This is a genomic window from Saccharothrix texasensis (genome assembly GCF_003752005.1).
Lineage (GTDB): Bacteria > Actinomycetota > Actinomycetes > Mycobacteriales > Pseudonocardiaceae > Actinosynnema > Actinosynnema texasense.
On sequence record NZ_RJKM01000001.1, the window covers coordinates 6867153 to 6883332 of the forward strand.

Sequence of the window (16180 nt, forward strand, 5' to 3'; positions counted from 1 at the left end):
CGGACGCCGCCCGCCCGCGTTCCCATGATGTGAAGCACTCGGGTTGGACATGACATGTCCGGTGTGGATGCTTCTACCCATGCACGGTGAACAGCACTACCTCGTGGGCCTGGACCTGACCGGCCGGCGGGTCGTCGTCGTCGGCGGCGGCACGGTCGCGCAGCGCAGGCTGCCCAGGCTGGTCGCGGCGGGCGCGCGGGTGGAGGTGATCTCACCCGAGGTGACCCCGGCCGTCCAGGGCCTCGTCGACGGCGGCGAGGCGGTCTGGCACGCCCGCGAGTACGCCGACGGCGACCTCGACGGCGCCTGGTACGTGCTGGCGTGCACGTCGTCGCCCGAGGTGAACGCGCGGATCACGGCGGACGCCGAGGAGCGCCGCGTGTTCTGCGTGCGCGCCGACGTGGCCGTGAAGGGCACCGCCGTGACACCGGCGGTCGGCGAGCACGACGGCCTGCTGGTCGGCGTCCTCGCGGGCGGGGAGCACCGCCGGTCCGCCGGGGTGCGCGACGGCCTGCTCTCGGCGTTGCGCGACGGTTCCCTGGCCGACCACCACGACCAGCCGGCGGGCGTGGCGCTGGTCGGCGGCGGCCCCGGCGACCCCGACCTGATCACCGTGCGCGGGCGCCGGCTGCTGGCCAGGGCGGACGTCGTGGTGGCCGACCGGCTCGCGCCGCGCGAGCTGCTGGACGAGCTGCCGCCGCACGTCGAGGTGGTGGACGCGGCGAAGATCCCGTACGGCCGCGCGGCGACGCAGGACTTCATCAACACCACGCTGGTCGAGCACGCCAAGGCGGGCCGGTTCGTGGTCCGCCTCAAGGGCGGTGACCCGTACGTGTTCGGCCGGGGTTTCGAGGAGCTGATCGCGTGCGCCGAGGCGGGCGTGCCGGTCACCGTCGTGCCCGGCGTGACCAGCGCGTTCGGCGTGCCGGCGCTGGCGGACGTGCCGGTGACGCACCGGGGTGTCGCGCACGAGGTGGTGGTCGTGTCCGGGCACGTAGCGCCGGACGACGAGCGGTCGCTGGTCGACTGGCCGGCGTTGGCGCGGCTGCGCGGCACGGTCGTGATCCTCATGGGGGTGGAGCGGGCGGCGGCGTTCGCGGAGGCCCTCATGGCGGGCCGCCCGGGTGACACCCCGGTGTCGGTGATCCAGGAGGGCGGCACCCGCACGCAGAAGGTCGTGCGGTCGACGCTGGCTTCCCTGGCCCCGGACATCGCCGAGCACGGCATCCGCCCGCCCGCGATCATCGTTGCGGGACCGGTTGCCGCGCTGGCGGACGAGCTGCCGTTCCGCGCCTGAGGGCCAGTCCTGCCCCGGCGGCCACGACCACCGCCAGCCCGCCGAGCGCTGCCCAGGTCGTGCCGCCGGGGCGCGTCACCGGTTCGCCCTGCAACGCCTGCCGGACCAGCACCGCGAACAGCCCCGCGTACCCGAGGGCGGCCACCGCGACCAGCCGGGTGCGGACGTGCTCGGCCACGCCCAGCGCGGCCAGGCCGAGCGCCAGCAGGATCATCACCTGGAGCCCGTGCATCCCGACGAAGTGCGGCACGCGCAGGTCCCCGCCGGTCGTGCTCCAGCCCGTGATCGGCATGCCGGCGCCGCCGTCGGGCACGCCCACGCTGTGCCCGCCGACCAGCTCGACCTCCCGGCCGGTCGCGTCGACCGCCGTGACGGGCCGGCGCGGTCCCACCATCAGGTAACCCGACGCCATGCCGAGGATGGCCAGGTAGAGCCCGCCGCGCACGGCCCACCGCACGTCCGGCCGGCCGAAGCGCTGGAAGGACAGCACGAGCGCCAGCACCACGTTGGCCAGGAACATCGCCGGGATCAACGTCCCGAAGGTCAGCTGCACGAACCGGTTCAGCGGGTCGTCGGAGCTGTTGTAGTGGGTGAACGTGCCCCGGCCCGCCTGCAGGGCGATCAACCCGACCTCCAGGAACATGATCCCCGCGATCACCGTCGCCGTCCCGGACGTCCACCTCCGCCCCCGGTGGGGCAGTGAGAGCAGCCACGACAGCGTCGCGGAGTAGACCGCCAACGACAGCGTGAACTTGAACGGCTTGGCCCACAACGACACGTCCTGCAACAACCGCCCGTCGAGCACCGCCGCGACCGCGCACCCCAGCGCGCCCACCGCCATCACCACGGCCAACCACAGGGTGGGCCGGTGCCAGGTCTTCGTCATGGGGACCAGCGTCGCCGGACGCCCCACCAAGATCACTGGTGCTGCCCCGGCAGTGCGAGGTAGGGCTGGCCCTGCCCCCGGTGGGACAATGGCGGCGAGTGGAACGGGGACGTCGTGGCGGTGTGGGTGCGGCTCGCCGGGGTGGGGCTGGCCAAGGTGAGGTTCGCCTACTCCCCGGTGTTCGAGACCGTGATGGCGGTCGACGGGCTCCGCACACCCGGCGCGCACGCCGTGCACCTGCCGTGGGTGCGGTGGGCGCGGGAGAGGGTCGACGGCATCCCGGGCCTGGGCACGTTGCTGGCCCGGCTGGAGGGCCCGGCGAAACCGGCCGACCTGATGCCCGTGCCGGACGTGCGGATGCCGGACCTGGACGCCGAGCTGCGCCACGTCGCCCAGCCGGAGGCCGACGTGATCCGGCGCTGCCACGACCTCCTCATCGCGCCGCACTGGACGCGCATCACGGCCGTGCTCGAAGCCGACATCGCGGCCCGGGCGGCGACCCTGGCCGACAAGGGCGTGGAGGCGGTGTTCCAGGACCTGCACCCGGAGGTCACGTGGGCAGACGGCGAACTGGTGCTGCACCGCAAGCCCGAGCACCGCGTCGACCTGGCCGAGCGCGGTCTCGTCCTGTGCCCGAGCGTGTTCTGCTGGCCGAAGGCGTGGATCGCGATCGACCCCGTGGGGCAGGGGGTGCTGCGCTACCCGGCGCGCGGCATCGGCACGCTGTGGGAGGAGCGGGGCACGCCGCACGACCTGGCGGCCCTGATCGGCCGGACCCGCGCCCACCTGCTCACGTTGCTGGCCGCGCCGAGGAGCACGACGGACCTGGCGACGGCGCTCGGCGTCACGGCGGGCGCGGTGTCGCAGCACATCGGCGTCCTGCGGGCCGCGCGCCTGGTCACCACGCGCCGCGAGGGCCGGCACGTGCTGCACATGCGCACCGCCCGCGCCGACACCCTCATGACCTGACCGCGCACGACAACGGCACCCCGCCCGGAGGACGAGGTGCCGTGGTCGAAGATCGGCGAACTAGTGCTGCGCCACCCGGCGCGGGCGACCCGCGCTGCCACCGCGGTCGCGCTCGGAACGGCCGCCGCGGAAGCCGCCGAAGCCGCCGCCGTTGCCGGCGCCACCGGCGCTGCGGCGAGGACCGCCACCGCCACCGCGACGGGCGCGGACCGGGACCTCGGGCTCGACCACGGGGATGCCGCTGGGCACGCGAGCGCCCGTGATGCGGACCAGCTCCTCGTCACCGGGACGGACCTTGGTCGAGGTCGGGCGGACGCCCGCCCGCGCGGTCAGGCCCTGCACGGTGCGCCGCTGGTCGTGCGTGACCAGGGTGACGACCGTGCCGGACTGGCCCGCGCGCGCCGTGCGACCGGCGCGGTGCAGGTAGTCCTTCGGGTCGGCCGGCGGGTCGACGTGGACCACGAGGCTCACGTCGTCCACGTGGATGCCGCGCGCCGCCACGTCGGTGGCGATCAGCACCGGCATGGTGCCGTCGCGGAACTGGGTCAGGACGCGCGTGCGCGCGCTCTGCGCCTTGCCGCCGTGCAGCGCGCCCGCGTGCACGCCCATCGACCGCAGCTTCTTGGCCAACCGGTCGACGTGGTGCTTGGTGCGCACGAACATGATCGTGCGGCCCTCGCGCGCGGCGACCTCGGTGACCACGTTCTGCTTGTCCTCGGCGGACACGAACAGCAGGTGGTGGTCCATCGTGGTGACGCTGCCCGTGGGCGGCGAGACCGAGTGGACCACCGGGTCGTGCAGGTACTGGCGGACCAGCTTGTCCACGTCGCCGTCGAGCGTGGCGGAGAACAGCAGGCGCTGGCCGTCCTGCGGGGTCAGGTCGAGGATCGCCCGGACCTGCGGCATGAAGCCCATGTCCGCCATCTGGTCGGCCTCGTCCAACGCGGTGAACATGACCTCGGACAGGTCCGCCGTGCCCTGCCGGACGTGGTCGGACAACCGGCCGGGGGTGGCGATCAGCAGGTCGACGCCGCGGCGCAGCGCGTCGACCTGACGCGGGAACGACGTGCCGCCGACGACCGTGCGGCACCACAGGCCCAGCGATCGGGCGAACGGGTTGAGGGCTTCCTCGACCTGCATCGCCAGCTCGCGGGTGGGCACCAGCACGAGCGCGCGCGGCTTGAGCGGCTTGGCCCGACCACCGGTCAGGCGGGACAGCAGCGCCAGGCCGAACGCCAGCGTCTTGCCGGAGCCGGTCTGGCCGCGACCGAGCAGGTCACGACCCGCCATGGCGTCCGGCAGCGTGGCGGCCTGGATCGGGAACGGCTCGGTGATGCCCGCCTGCTCGAGCGCGCGCAGCAGCTCGTCGGACAGGCCCAACTCCGCGAACGAGGGCAGCGGGCCCTCGGGCATGGTGCTCTCGACGTGGTCGGGGATGGTGGTCGTCAGCTCCACGCTGGAAGCGGGACGACGGTTGCCCTGGCCTGGGCGCCTGTTACTGCGGGAATTGCGGAACTGCGGGCGCTCGGAACGGCCTTGGGACATTGTCGGCAAAACAAACCTCCGGGACACGGCACGTCTCGAGGATTGCTCTGCTTGAGCAGGCGCGATCGCTGGGACGGGCCCGGCGCGCGGATCGCGCCGATAGTGGTTGGGAAGCACCACCGGCCACTCTGGCGGCCTGGGGCGCTCAGTGGCGCCACCGGGCGGTGCACCACTCAGTCTAGCTGATCACGCGGCGGTGTTCGTCATCGCGGCGGTGTTCTCGCGCACACGGGTGAGGGGCGCGGTGGCCCCGTGCGGCTCGCCGACGATCACCGGAACCCGTAAAAGGGCACGTGGCGAGGGGTGCGCCTCGATCTCCGCACGGTGTGGTCGACGTGCCGCCCACCAACTGAACGGAGCAACGCCGGTCGGCGCGCTGAGCACCGCCCGGAAGGACTTCGACTTCCCGCAGGGTGCGAACCCCGACCAGGCGATCGCGTGACGTCGTGCGACGGACGGGGGCGTCGCGGGTGGTGCTCGCGGCGAGCTCCGGACCGGTGTCGGCCCGGAGCTCGCCGCGAGCACCGGACGGTCAGCGCAGACCCGCCAGGTCCAGCAGCATCCCGGTGACCTCGCGCGGCTCCGCCAGCTCCGGCGGCAGGCCGCGCGCGGTGAACCAGCCGGCCACGTTGCGCACGTCCCGCTCCAGGAACTCGGGCCCGCGCGGGTTCGCCACCAGGTCCACCACCTGCGGCAGGTCGATCACGACCAGCCGCCCGTCGTGGACCATCAGGTTGAACGCCGACAGGTCGCCGTGACCCAGCCCGGCGGACGCCATCACGCCCAGCGCGTCCACCAGCTGCCGCCACAGGTCGAGCAGCTCGTCCGGCTCCGGCCGCAGCTGCGCCAGCCTCGGCGCCGCCGCGCCGTCCGCGCCGACGAACTCCAGCAGCAGCTCGGTGCCGTCGCGCTGCACCGGGTAGGGCACCGGCGCGCCCATCTGCCAGAGCTTCGCCAGCGCGGCGAACTCGGCCACCGCCCACCGCTCGGCGATGAGGTTGCGGCCGAACGCGCTGCGGTTCGTCATCGCGCGCATCTCGCGGGACCGGCGCATGCGCCTGCCCTCGAGGTAGCCCGCGTCCCGGTGGAACAGCCGGTGGTCGTTGCTGCGGTACCGCTTCGCGGCCAGCAGGCACGACCGGTCGGTGCCGGGCATGGCGCGTTCCAGCAGGAAGACGTCCGCTTCCTTGCCGGTCTTCACGATCCCCAGCTCGCGGTCGACCGCGGACAGGTCGGTGACGAGCCACCGCGGGTGCGGTTTCGGGCCCTGGTCGGCATCGCCCCAGGTGGACCAGCGGTCGCCGTCCTCCGGGACGTCCGCCGCGACGGCGTCCTCCCGCATCTGGGCGAGGCGGTCCTTGGCTTCCTCGGTGAGCCGGCCGCGACGGCCCGGCTCGACGTCGCCGTCGGTGCGCGCCTGGGCCTTCTTCGCCTTCTTGGCATGCCACTTGAGGTCGTCGGCGTGGTCGAAGTCGGATTCGAACTCGGTGTACTGGTCGTGCTCGCGCACTGGATGTGCTCCAGGTGAAGTGGGAGTGATCGCCCCCCACCCGGCGCGGTGTGGTCTTTCGCGCGGGTTCGCCTCAGGCGGGCGGGGCGAGCGGACGGGTCGGTGCCACGTCCCGGACAGCTGTCGCCATCTGGCACCTCCTCGACTCCGCCGTGGTCTGCCACCACCGGCGCTCTGCGCGTACCGGCACAGGGTGCCGGGCCCGCTCCCACCGCCGCAACCCATTTACCGCTTCACCGCGACCGCCCTGCCGAGACCCGCCCCGCCTCGACCCGCCCTGCCTCGACTCCGCTGCCGACCGCGGCTCCGTCGTCCAGCGGGACCGCGTCGTTCAGCGCGACTCGGCGCGGTAGCTGCCGCGTTCGCCCATCCAGGCCGCGGCGAGCTGGGCGATCACCAGCGAGTCGTGCCGCAGCACCCGTTCGTCGTGCCACTGCGGGGCCTTCGGCGCGACGGCCAGCATCCGCTGCCGGGCCGTGCCGCTGAACTCCACCAGCGCGGCCACCGCGTCGTCCACCTCGCCCGGCGCGAGCGGTCGGGGAGCCGCGGCGCCGGGGAGCGTGAGCGTGGTGTCGGTGAACGTCGCCGAGGTCCCGAGGTCGCGGGCCAGCTGGTGCTCCACCGACTCCGCGTTGACCTGCCGCTGCTGCCACGTGGGGTCGGCCAGGGCCAGGCGCAGCCCGAGCAGCCGAGCCAGGCACACGCCGGACCACACCCGCTTCAGGGCTCCCGGCGCGTCGAGCGCGTCGGTCCGCAGGTCCTCGGTGATCACCCGGAGTTGGTCCGGGGTGACCGGGTCCGAGAACGTGGTGCCCGGTGTGGCGGGAGGTGTGTCGGCGGTCACCCGGTCATTCTGTCACCACCCTCACGAGTGGTGACAAATCCTGACCTTCGGTCACGCAAACGGCGGTCAGCGGTGGGAGAACGAACGGCGGTAATCCTTTGGCGGGACTCCCACCACGGACGTGAAGTGGTGTCGCAGGAGTGCGGCCGTGCCGAAGCCCGAGCGGTGGGCCACGTCCTCCACGGTGAGCTGCGTCTCCTCCAGGAGCTGGCGGGCGCGCAGCACGCGCTGGGTGGTGAGCCAGCGGTGCGGCGTCGTGCCGGTCTCGGCGGCGAAGCGGCGGGCGAACGTGCGCTCGGACATCGTCGCCCGCTCGGCCAGGCTCGCGACGGTGTGCTCCTGGTCGAGCCGGTCCTGGAGCCAGGCGAGCAGCGGCTGGAGGCTGTCCGCCTCGTGCGGCGGCGTCGGCACCTCGACGAACTGGCGCTGGCCGCCGTCCCGCTGGGGTGCGACGACCATGCGCCGCGCGATGGTCGCCGTGACGGCCGCGCCGAACTCCCGGCGGACCACGTGCAGGCACGCGTCGATGCCCGCGGCCGTGCCCGCGCTGCTGACGATGTCGCCGTCGTCCACGAACAGCACGTCCGGGTCGACCTTGGCGTGGGGGAAGCGCGCGGCCAGGTCGGCGGCGTGGCGCCAGTGGGTGGTGCAGCGGCGGTCGTCGAGCAGGCCCGCCGCGCCGAGCACGAACGCGCCGCTGCACACCGACAGCAGCGTGGCCCCCCGGCCGTGGGCTTCGCGGAGGGCGTCGAGGAGCGCCGGCGGGTACTCGTCGCGGATCTTCGCGGCGGCCACGGCGACCAGGTCGGCGTCGGCCAGCGCGTCGAGGCCGTGCGCGGGGACCACCGACGCGCCGACGTCCGTGGTGACCGGTTCGCCGGGGCGTTCGCCGCAGACCCGGAAGTCGATCCGCGGCACGCCGTCGTCGGTGCGGTCGACGCCGAAGACCTCGCAGATCACGCCGAACTCGAACGGTGCGAGGCCGTCGATGAGGACGGCGGCGACGGTGCGGAGCATGCCGTCACCCTACTTGGCTGGATTTTGACGCACAACGGCAAGGCTGCCAATTGTGGCTGCTTCTTGTGCATCGCACAGTTAGTGCCATGACTGCGATCCTCTTCGCCCTGGCCGTCGTGGCGCTGGTCGTCTACGGCCTGGAGCGCAACCACCGGCGACAACCGCACCTGGGCTCCCGCCTGGCGGGCGGCACGGACACCGAAGACCGCGACCTGCCGCGCGTGACCGCAGACCTGCGTGCCGTCACCGCGCGCTCGACCGCGCGCCACCGCGGCGCCGCGCCCCGCCGTCCGGTCGGGGCCGTGCGGTCGATCCACCCGGCCCGTTCGGCCTGACGGCTAGACGACCAGGTCGGCGGTCGCGGGGCCCGTGCGCTCCACCCGCAGCCCGGCCCGGCCGGCGACCTTGACCAGGCCCTTGAGGTCGCTCGGCTCGGACCGCGACTTGACGATCGCCTGCGCGAGCCGCCCCTTGTGCGCTTTGTTGAAGTGGCTGACCGCGTTGCGCCGCCCGGTGCCGTCCTCGGTGACCACGCGGATCACGGCGGCGTGGGGGATGCGGGCCAACGAGGTGTACGGGCTCGACCGCAGGTCGACGACGAACTCGTCGGCGGCGGCCAGCACCGGTTCGAGCGCGGGCCGCCACAGCCCGCCGAGGGGGCCGACGGAGGGCGGCACGCTGCCACCCGACAACCGGTAGGCGGGGATCGGATCCCCGCCGCCGACCACGCCGAACAGGGCCGAGGCCACCGAGAGGCGCGCGAACGCCCTGGCCCTCTCCGCCTTCGTCAACGAGTCGAGGCCCAGCGCGTCGTACAGCACCCCGGTGTACCTGGCGAGCGCGGGCAGCGTGGGGGAGCGGCGCAGCTCGGCGTTGCGCTCGACTTCGCCGGCCTGGCGTTCGGACAGCCCGAGCACGGCGAGGCTGGCGGGCACGTCGGCGGCGAGGTCGACGAGGGCGTCCACCAGCTTGCCGCGCACCGGCGTGAGCTCCGGGTGCGACAGCAGGTCGAGGTCGAGGGGCGCGCCGGAGCCACCGAGGGCCTTGGTCTCCGACGGGGGGAGCAGTACCAACACGAGGGTCGAGCCTATGCGCCGACCGACCGCCACCTGCTCTCGCCCGCACCGCCCGCTGCGCCGCCACCCGACCCGCCGCACTCGCCCCCGGCCCGCACCGGTCGCCGGCCCACATCCCGCCTCTGCCCGCCGTCGAGCCCCGCGCGCACGGGTCGCCCCCCGGGAACCTGCCCCGCAGGCAGACGCGCCCGCCGCGCCCGCCCGCCTGGCCGCCACCGAGTCCCGCCCCGCCACCTGCCGCGTCCGATCTGCCCCGCGCGCACGGGTTGGCGCTCCGGGGCCTGCCCCGCGGTCGGACCCACCCGCAGCGCCGGACCCGCCTGTCCGCCGCTGCTCGCGCCCGCCGCCACCGCCTGTCGAGCCCGACCTGCCCCGCGCGCCTGGTCCCCGGCCCCGCTGCCCGCCGCCCCGGACCTGCCCGCCGCGGGCTCGCCTGCCCGTTCCGGCTCCCCGAACCCCGGCTCCCCGAACCCCGGCTCCCCGAACCCCGGCCCCCCGGAAGGCCGGTCAGCGAGGTCAGCCCAACTGGCCGACGCAGAACTGGTTGCCGTCCGGGTCCGCCAGGACGGTCCAGGTCAGGCCCGGCACGGTGTGCTCGCCGATCTCCGTCGCGCCGAGCCCGACCAACCTGGCCACCTCACCCGCGCGGTCCTCGACGTGGGAGTCGAAGTGAACCCGGTTCTTGCCCGGCGTCGGGTCGTCGACGCGTTGCAGCCCCAGCTGGAGCCCGCCCTCGCCGCCCGCCGGCGCGAGGACCAGGAACTCGCCCCAGTCGTGCTGCACCGACGTGCCCAGCGCCTTGGTCCAGAAGTCCGCCAGCCGGTGCGGGTCGGTCGTGTCGATGGTGATCATGCCGATGGTGAGGGTCATGGCCCGGCACGCTAGCGCCGACCACCGACAATCGCCGCCGCGCTCACCCCGGCCTAACCCGTTGGAACTGATCAGGGCACGTTCACTACCCTTTCCCGGACAACCCGCCCACGAGGAGCACCCACCGTGATCACGAGGATGTCGTCGCTGTTCCTGCGCACGCTGCGCGAGGACCCGGCGGACGCCGAAGTACCCAGCCACAAGCTGCTGGTCCGCGCCGGCTACGTGCGCCGCGTCGCGCCGGGCGGTTACTCGTGGCTGCCGCTGGGGCTGCGGGTGCTGCGCAACATCGAGCAGGTCGTGCGCGACGAGATGGACGCCTTCGGCGCGCAGGAGATCCAGTTCCCCGCGCTGCTGCCGAAGGAGCCCTACGAGGCGACGAACCGGTGGACCGAGTACGGGCCCAACCTGTTCCGCCTCAAGGACCGCAAGGGCGCCGACTACCTGCTCGGCCCCACGCACGAGGAGCTGTTCGCGCTCACGGTGAAGGGCGAGTACTCCTCCTACAAGGACTACCCGGTCACGCTCTACCAGATCCAGACGAAGTACCGGGACGAGGCGCGTCCCCGCGCGGGCATCCTGCGGGGCCGCGAGTTCCTGATGAAGGACTCCTACTCCTTCGACCTCGCCGACGAGGGCCTGGCGCAGTCCTACCAGCGGCACCGCGAGGCCTACATCCGCATCTTCGAGCGGCTCGGGCTGGAGTACGTCATCGTCTCCGCCACGTCGGGCGCGATGGGCGGCTCGGCGTCGGAGGAGTTCCTGGCGGTCGCGCCGACCGGCGAGGACACCTTCGTCCGCAGCACGGAGTCGGACTACGCGGCGAACGTGGAAGCCGTCGTCACGCCCGCGCCCCCCGAGCAGGACCCGGCGGCCCACCCCGCGGCGCAGGTGCACCACACGCCGAACACGCCGACCATCAAGACGATGGTCGACTACCTGAACGCCAACACCGACCGCACCTTCACCGCCGCGGACACGCTGAAGAACTTCCTCGTCAAGACCAGGAAGCCCGGCGAGCAGGACTGGACGCTGCTGGCCATCGGCCTGCCCGGCGACCGCGAGGTCGACCTCAAGCGCCTGGAGGCGGCGGTCGAGCCCGCCGAGGTCGCGATGCTGGAGGACGCGGACTTCGCCCGCAACTCCTTCCTGGTCAAGGGCTACATCGGCCCGGCGGCGGTCCAGGCCAACGGGGTGAGGTACCTGGTCGACCCGCGCGTGGTGCGCGGCACGGCGTGGGTGACCGGCGCGGACAAGGCCGACCACCACGTGGTGGACCTGGTCTGCGGCCGCGACTTCACCCCGGACGGCACGATCGACGTGGCCGAGGTCCGCGAGGGCGACGCGTCGCCGGACGGCAAGGGCTCGCTGGTGTCCGCGCGCGGCATCGAGATCGGGCACATCTTCCAGCTGGGCCGCAAGTACGCGGACGCGTTCGCGCTGGACGCGCTCGGCCCCGACAGCAAGCCCATCCGGATCACCATGGGCTCCTACGGCATCGGCGTGTCCCGCCTGGTGGCCGTGATCGCCGAGCAGAGCCACGACGACCGCGGCCTGATCTGGCCGCGCAACGTCGCGCCCGCCGACGTGCACGTGGTCGTCGCGGGCAAGGACGAGGCGCTGCTCGCGGGCGGCGAGAAGCTGGCGGGCGAGCTGTCCGCGGCGGGCGTGAAGGTGCTGCTGGACGACCGCAAAGCGAGCCCGGGCGTGAAGTTCGCCGACGCCGAGCTGATCGGCGTGCCGACGATCCTGGTGGTCGGCCGCGGCCTGGCCAACGGCCTGGTCGAGGTCAAGGACCGCCGCACGGGCGAGCGCGAAGAGGTGCCGGTCGCCGACGCGGTCCAGCACCTGCTGGGCGTCGTCAAGGGCTGACACCACCCGATCGGACCGCAGAAGGGCGTACCGGCCACCACCGCCGGCTGGGAACATCCGGGCATCGGGGATGACACCAGGAACGTGATGAGCGGCCACGCCGACGCGGTGGTGCAGGCCGGCCGGGTGGAGCACGTCCGGATCGGCGACCAGCACGACCGCCGCGGCGTGGTCGCCCTGCTCGTGGTGGTCGTGCTGGTGGTCGTGGCGGGTGTGGCCGTGGTGTGGCGGTTGACCCGGGAGGAACCGGCCCCACCGGTCGCGCCCCTGGCCGACACCGACCTCCGGCTCAAGGACGACTGCACGTCCGGCTGGGTGGTTCCCGAGCGCGGTGACGCGCCCGTGCCGTTCACCACCCGCCGCCCGGTCGACGCGGTGCTCGCCACGGGCGGCGAGGTCGTCGTCACGGTGCAGGGGCAGACCCGCACGTCGGTGGTGCTGCAGTCGGCGTGGGTCGAGGTGCTGAGCCGCACCCCCGCGCGCCCGGGGGTGTACCTGCCCTCGGCGTGCCAGTCCGACGTCGTGCCCCGCTTCTTCCAGCTCGACCTCGCCGCGGCGTCCCCCGAACTGGTGCCGAGGGTGTTCGAGGGCGAGCCGCTGACCTTCCCCTTCCGGGTCGACGAGGTCGAGCCGGAGCAGTTCGTCATCACGGCCCTCTCCCCGGACGACGAGGAGGTCGCGTGGCGGCTCCACCTCAGGTGGACGTCCGGCGCCACCGAGGGCGAGTTGGTCCTCGACGACCGCGGCGAGCCCTTCCGGACCACGGGCATCGCCGCGGCGCGCCGGTTCTGCCTCCTCGACGGCGGCTCCCGGTGGCAGCCGTCGTGCTGACCCGGGTGGTGGTCGGCGCGCTGCTCGCCGTGCTGGTCGGGTGTGGCGCCGCCCCCGAGCCGCCGCCGTCCTTCGCGCCGCCGCGGTGGTCGGAGCAGGACCGGTCCGAGCTGCCCGCGGAGCTGGCCTCGCTCTACGTGCGGGCCGCGATCGGCTGGGACGGCGGGCTGTTGGTGGCGGGCGACTACCCGGAGCCCGCGCTGTTCTCGTCCCCGGACGGGCGGAAGTGGACCGAACAGGCTCCCGAGGGGTTCGGCGACCACCTGCGCGGCCAGCCGTTCGCCGCGTACGGCTCCACCGCCTACGTCCTGGGCGGCGCTGCGGGCGAGGTGGCCGTGTGGCGCACCGAGGACGGCACGACGTGGCAGCGGACGCCACTGCCGTACGGCGACCTGGACGACCCGTTCATGGCCATCGCCGCCGGGCCGCACGGCGTGCTGGTCGTCGGGTCCGACGGGTTCGACTACGCCGCCGGGCTGGAGGCCGAGCACACCCCGGAGGACTTCTTCGGCTTCGAGTTCTGGCACTCCGCCGACGGGGAGGAGTTCCGGTACGCGGGCGACCTCACGCTCGCGCGGACCGTGATCGGCATCACGCCGCGGGTGGTCGCGACGGACGACGGCTTCCTCCTGCACGACTCCGGCGCTTACGGCGTCGACGTGTTCCGGGAGGACACACCGCTGTACCGGTCGACGGACGGCGAGTCCTGGCAGTACGTCGGCGACGGCCTGCCGATCGGCACCCGACTCGCCGTGGGACGTGCCGGGTCCTTGACGTTCGTGCTGGGCCAGAGCCCGTCCGGCCTGTACGCGCGGTACCGGCGTGACGGGGACAGCGGGTGGAGCGACGGCGCCATCGACCTCGGGCGGCTCCCGGACGACGCCGTCGTGCCCGCGACCGGGCAGTGGCCGACCGCGGTCCACCCGTGGGGGACCGGGTTCATCGCGATCGGCCGGACGGAACGGGGTGAGGCGGGCCTGGTGTGGTCGTCGCCGGACGGCATCACGTGGACCCGGTCACCGGTGCGGGGCAGCGGGTTCGACCGGCTCGCCGAGCTGGTGGCGGTCGCGTCGAGCCGGGGCGAAACCCTCCTGTTCGGCCTGGAGGGCTTCCCCCCGGACGTGCGAGTGCACCTGTGGCGGGCCGGCCCTAGCGGTTGAGCACCGCGTCCAGCACGGTCGCCGTGTCGGACAGGTCCGCCAGCACGACGTGCGCGCCCGCCTCCCGCAGGTCCGCGACGCTGCTGCGGCCCGTCGCCACGCCGATGGCGACGGCCCCGTGGTGCAGTGCGGCGTCCACGTCGTGCGGGGTGTCGCCGATGACGACCGCCCGGAACTCGCGGGCGTGCTTGGCGGTGGCCAGCCGCACCGCCTCCAGCACCAGCGCGGGCCGGTGCTCGGACACCGAGCCGTAGCCGCCGATCTCGAAGTCCAGGTGTCCGTCGAGCCCGAACGCGGCCAGCTTGTGCCGGGCGATCTCCACGAGGTTCCCGGTGACCAGCGACTGCACGACGTCCTCGCGCTCCGCCAACGCCTCCAGCGCCGCCAGGGCGCCCGGGAGCGCGTGCCCCCGCGCGGGCAGCAGGTCGCGTTCCCGCGTGGCCACGTCGATCAGCTCCGCGTGCAGCCGGGCCACCAGCTCCTCGGTCGGCTCCAGGTCGTGCGCGGTCAGCAGCTCACGCGTGATGGCGCGCTCGGTGCGGCCGGGGAAGCTGGGCACGTGCACGAGGTCCAGGCCCGACGTCACGCGGAACGCGGTGCGGTACCACTCGTGCCCGAGGCCCCTGGCGTCGATCAACGTCAGGTCGATGTCCCACAGCACCAGCGTGTTCACGACTGCCGCACGCTTCCCAGGATGCGCCGCACGTCCTCGTCGGACGGTCCCTCGGCCACGTGCGGCCCGCCCTCGGCGACGTTGAGCACGAACACGGCCACCTCGGAGCCGTCGCGCATCGCCACCGCGCTGACCGTGGCCTTGGGCGCGTAGCAGGCGCTGGCGGACTTGGGCGTCACCTCGACGCTGAGCCGGACGACCCCGTCGTCGCCGGACTCGACGCGCGGCTCGCCGATCTCGGGTGGCGCGCCGTTCACCGTGTACCCGCCGGCGGCGATCCGGTCCACCAGCTCGGCGGCGACCTGCTCCGGGTCGTCGTGGACGAGCGAACCGGCCATCGCCTGCGCCTGGATCATGCTCCGGCCCTGGCACTGGAACGGCCGCGACACGTACGTGGTGCTCAGCTTGACCCGCCCGGACGAGCCGGTGCCGCTCGCCTCCCAGGACGGCGGCAGCTCGTAGGACAGGCCGGCCTTCTCGTCGTCCACCGGCTGCCAGTCCGGCTCGGCCTCGGTCGAGGTGGTCGACGCGGCGGTGGGCGCCGCCTGGCCGTCACCGGACTTCAGCACCACCAGTGCGGTGACGCCGCCGCCGACCAGCAGCACGGCGACCGCGGCCAGCGCGATCCACAGCGGCGCGCGGCTCGGCCGCTTCGGCGGTTGCTGCTGGTAGACGCCCAGCCCGGAGTAGCTCACCGGCTCAGCGGCTTCACGGAGTCGACCATGCCCTGCAGGTCGGCCTCGGTCGGCGGCTTCGGCTCGGCCGGGCCGCCCTCGAGGTCGCCGTTCGCCATGAACACGTGGAAACCCTTGTCCCCCTTGAGGACCAGGACCTTCACCATGCCCTTGGTGGCCAGGCACTCGTTGCCGGAGGTGGTGGCGACCGCGTCGACCTGCACGCCCTCGATGTCGCCCAGCGAGCTCGGCAGCTTCACCGGCTTCGGCTCGCCGAGCTTGACCTCGGACTTGGGCGCGGACTTGTAGTACTGCGTGGCGAGCTTCTGGGCGAAGTCCTTGGCCACGGCGGTGAGGTCGGTCTGCGGCACCACGACACCGCCCGCGCCGCCGCGGGTGAAGCCGTTGCCGCCGCAGTCGTACGCGCCGCTGACGGTGAGGCCGGTCAGCTTCACGTCCTCCATGGCCTCGACCGGCGCGCTGCCCGGCGCGGGCGACCAGCCCTTGGGCACGTCGTAGCTGTAGGACAGCGCGGTCACCGGCAGGCAGTTCCAGCCCTGCTTGACGGGCTCGCAGGTGGCGTTCGGCGGCGTCGACGGCGTGGTCTTCGTCGTGGTGGTGGTCGTGGTCGTCGACGTGGTGCTCGTCGTGCTCTGCGCGACCGTCGACGAGCCGTCCGGCCGGGTGAGCACGAACGCGGTCACGCCGCCGCCGACGAGCAGGACGACGACCGCGCCGATCACCAGCCACAGCTTGGCCTTGCTCTTCTTCTCGGGCGGCGGCTCCTCGCCGCCGGAGAAGACGCCGAGGCCGCCGTACGAGCCGCCGTAGTTCTGCGGGAAGACCTGCTGCGGGTAGCCCTGGTCCTGCCGGCCCCAATCGCCCTGGTTGGGCTGGCCGCCCCAGCCGGACTGCCCGTCACCTGGGTAAGTCACGGCCCAAACCGTACCCGGTGC

At 73.6% G+C, this 16180-nt stretch carries 16 protein-coding genes; 6 read left to right on the forward strand and 10 right to left on the reverse strand.

From position 1 onward, the window contains the following. Positions 1-79 precede the first annotated feature (79 nt). Positions 80-1297, forward strand: coding sequence for a uroporphyrinogen-III C-methyltransferase (gene cobA / locus EDD40_RS30705; protein WP_123746020.1), 1218 nt, complete (start codon positions 80-82; stop codon positions 1295-1297). Here cobA and EDD40_RS30710 read toward each other — a convergent pair. Continuing rightward, complete coding sequence (locus tag EDD40_RS30710) at positions 1242-2183, reverse strand: hypothetical protein (RefSeq protein WP_123746021.1); 942 nt, start codon at positions 2181-2183, stop codon at positions 1242-1244. The two genes, cobA and EDD40_RS30710, sit on opposite strands and share 56 nt — an antisense overlap. Positions 2184-2297: 114 nt before the next feature. Here EDD40_RS30710 and EDD40_RS30715 point away from each other — a divergent pair, with 114 nt between their 5' ends. Further along, positions 2298-3152: an ArsR/SmtB family transcription factor gene (locus EDD40_RS30715; protein WP_246037930.1), complete on the forward strand. Its 855-nt coding sequence runs from the start codon at positions 2298-2300 to the stop codon at positions 3150-3152. Between the two features lie 60 nt (positions 3153-3212). Here the strand turns inward: EDD40_RS30715 and EDD40_RS30720 are convergent, their stop codons facing one another. The 4 genes from EDD40_RS30720 to EDD40_RS30735 form a co-directional block, all read right to left on the reverse strand. Then, on the reverse strand, positions 3213-4697 hold the full coding sequence (locus tag EDD40_RS30720; RefSeq protein ID WP_123746022.1) for a DEAD/DEAH box helicase: 1485 nt from the start codon (positions 4695-4697) through the stop codon (positions 3213-3215). A gap of 532 nt (positions 4698-5229) precedes the next feature. After that, positions 5230-6207 (reverse strand): serine protein kinase RIO, encoded by a 978-nt coding sequence (locus EDD40_RS30725; RefSeq protein WP_123746023.1) that lies wholly within the window; start codon positions 6205-6207, stop codon positions 5230-5232. A 331-nt stretch (positions 6208-6538) separates the two neighbouring features. Further along, positions 6539-7051, reverse strand: a complete 513-nt coding sequence (locus EDD40_RS30730; RefSeq protein WP_123746024.1) for a hypothetical protein — start codon at positions 7049-7051, stop codon at positions 6539-6541. 66 nt (positions 7052-7117) lie between these two features. After that, positions 7118-8068, reverse strand: a complete 951-nt coding sequence (locus EDD40_RS30735) for a helix-turn-helix domain-containing protein (protein WP_123746025.1) — start codon at positions 8066-8068, stop codon at positions 7118-7120. Between the two features lie 86 nt (positions 8069-8154). Here EDD40_RS30735 and EDD40_RS30740 point away from each other — a divergent pair, with 86 nt between their 5' ends. Then, positions 8155-8403, forward strand: a complete 249-nt coding sequence (locus EDD40_RS30740; protein WP_123746026.1) for a hypothetical protein — start codon at positions 8155-8157, stop codon at positions 8401-8403. 3 nt (positions 8404-8406) lie between these two features. Here the strand turns inward: EDD40_RS30740 and yaaA are convergent, their stop codons facing one another. Together yaaA and EDD40_RS30750 are read right to left on the reverse strand one after the other, a co-directional pair. Beyond that, positions 8407-9144, reverse strand: a complete 738-nt coding sequence (gene yaaA / locus EDD40_RS30745) for a peroxide stress protein YaaA (RefSeq protein ID WP_123746027.1) — start codon at positions 9142-9144, stop codon at positions 8407-8409. A 516-nt stretch (positions 9145-9660) separates the two neighbouring features. Continuing rightward, the gene (locus tag EDD40_RS30750; RefSeq protein WP_123746028.1) at positions 9661-10014 is read right to left on the reverse strand and encodes a VOC family protein; all 354 of its coding nucleotides are present in this window, start codon (positions 10012-10014) and stop codon (positions 9661-9663) included. A 126-nt stretch (positions 10015-10140) separates the two neighbouring features. Between EDD40_RS30750 and EDD40_RS30755 the strand changes: the two genes are divergently transcribed. The 3 genes from EDD40_RS30755 to EDD40_RS30765 all read left to right on the forward strand — a co-directional run bounded on the left by EDD40_RS30755 (position 10141) and on the right by EDD40_RS30765 (position 13877). Beyond that, entirely contained in the window at positions 10141-11886 is a 1746-nt protein-coding gene (locus tag EDD40_RS30755; protein ID WP_123746029.1) for a proline--tRNA ligase, read from the forward strand. A gap of 87 nt (positions 11887-11973) precedes the next feature. Continuing rightward, entirely contained in the window at positions 11974-12717 is a 744-nt protein-coding gene (locus EDD40_RS30760) for a hypothetical protein (protein ID WP_123746030.1), read from the forward strand. Next, entirely contained in the window at positions 12699-13877 is a 1179-nt protein-coding gene (locus EDD40_RS30765; protein ID WP_123746031.1) for a hypothetical protein, read from the forward strand. Before EDD40_RS30760 ends, EDD40_RS30765 begins: the two co-directional genes overlap by 19 nt. Here the strand turns inward: EDD40_RS30765 and EDD40_RS30770 are convergent. The 3 genes from EDD40_RS30770 to EDD40_RS30780 are packed head-to-tail and all read right to left on the reverse strand — an operon-like array spanning position 13867 to position 16159. Beyond that, positions 13867-14550, reverse strand: coding sequence for an HAD family hydrolase (locus EDD40_RS30770; RefSeq protein WP_123746032.1), 684 nt, complete (start codon positions 14548-14550; stop codon positions 13867-13869). The genes EDD40_RS30765 and EDD40_RS30770 overlap by 11 nt on opposite strands. Then, entirely contained in the window at positions 14547-15245 is a 699-nt protein-coding gene (locus tag EDD40_RS30775; RefSeq protein WP_123746033.1) for a DUF8017 domain-containing protein, read from the reverse strand. The genes EDD40_RS30770 and EDD40_RS30775 overlap by 4 nt, the downstream gene beginning before the upstream one ends. Beyond that, positions 15242-16159 carry a DUF8017 domain-containing protein gene (locus EDD40_RS30780; protein WP_123746034.1) on the reverse strand — a complete coding sequence of 306 codons (918 nt, stop codon included), beginning with the start codon at positions 16157-16159 and terminating at the stop codon, positions 15242-15244. Before EDD40_RS30780 ends, EDD40_RS30775 begins: the two co-directional genes overlap by 4 nt. Positions 16160-16180: the final 21 nt, after the last annotated feature.

What these genes read in the sequence shown, in the direction of transcription:
- cobA (WP_123746020.1), top strand. Translation starts at nt 80, where the DNA reads ATGCACGGTGAACAGCACTACCTCGTGGGCCTGGACCTGACCGGCCGG.
- EDD40_RS30710 (WP_123746021.1), bottom strand. Translation starts at nt 2,183, where the DNA reads ATGACGAAGACCTGGCACCGGCCCACCCTGTGGTTGGCCGTGGTGATG.
- EDD40_RS30720 (WP_123746022.1), bottom strand. Translation starts at nt 4,697, where the DNA reads ATGTCCCAAGGCCGTTCCGAGCGCCCGCAGTTCCGCAATTCCCGCAGT.
- EDD40_RS30735 (WP_123746025.1), bottom strand. Translation starts at nt 8,068, where the DNA reads ATGCTCCGCACCGTCGCCGCCGTCCTCATCGACGGCCTCGCACCGTTC.
- EDD40_RS30740 (WP_123746026.1), top strand. Translation starts at nt 8,155, where the DNA reads ATGACTGCGATCCTCTTCGCCCTGGCCGTCGTGGCGCTGGTCGTCTAC.
- EDD40_RS30750 (WP_123746028.1), bottom strand. Translation starts at nt 10,014, where the DNA reads ATGACCCTCACCATCGGCATGATCACCATCGACACGACCGACCCGCAC.
- EDD40_RS30760 (WP_123746030.1), top strand. Translation starts at nt 11,974, where the DNA reads ATGAGCGGCCACGCCGACGCGGTGGTGCAGGCCGGCCGGGTGGAGCAC.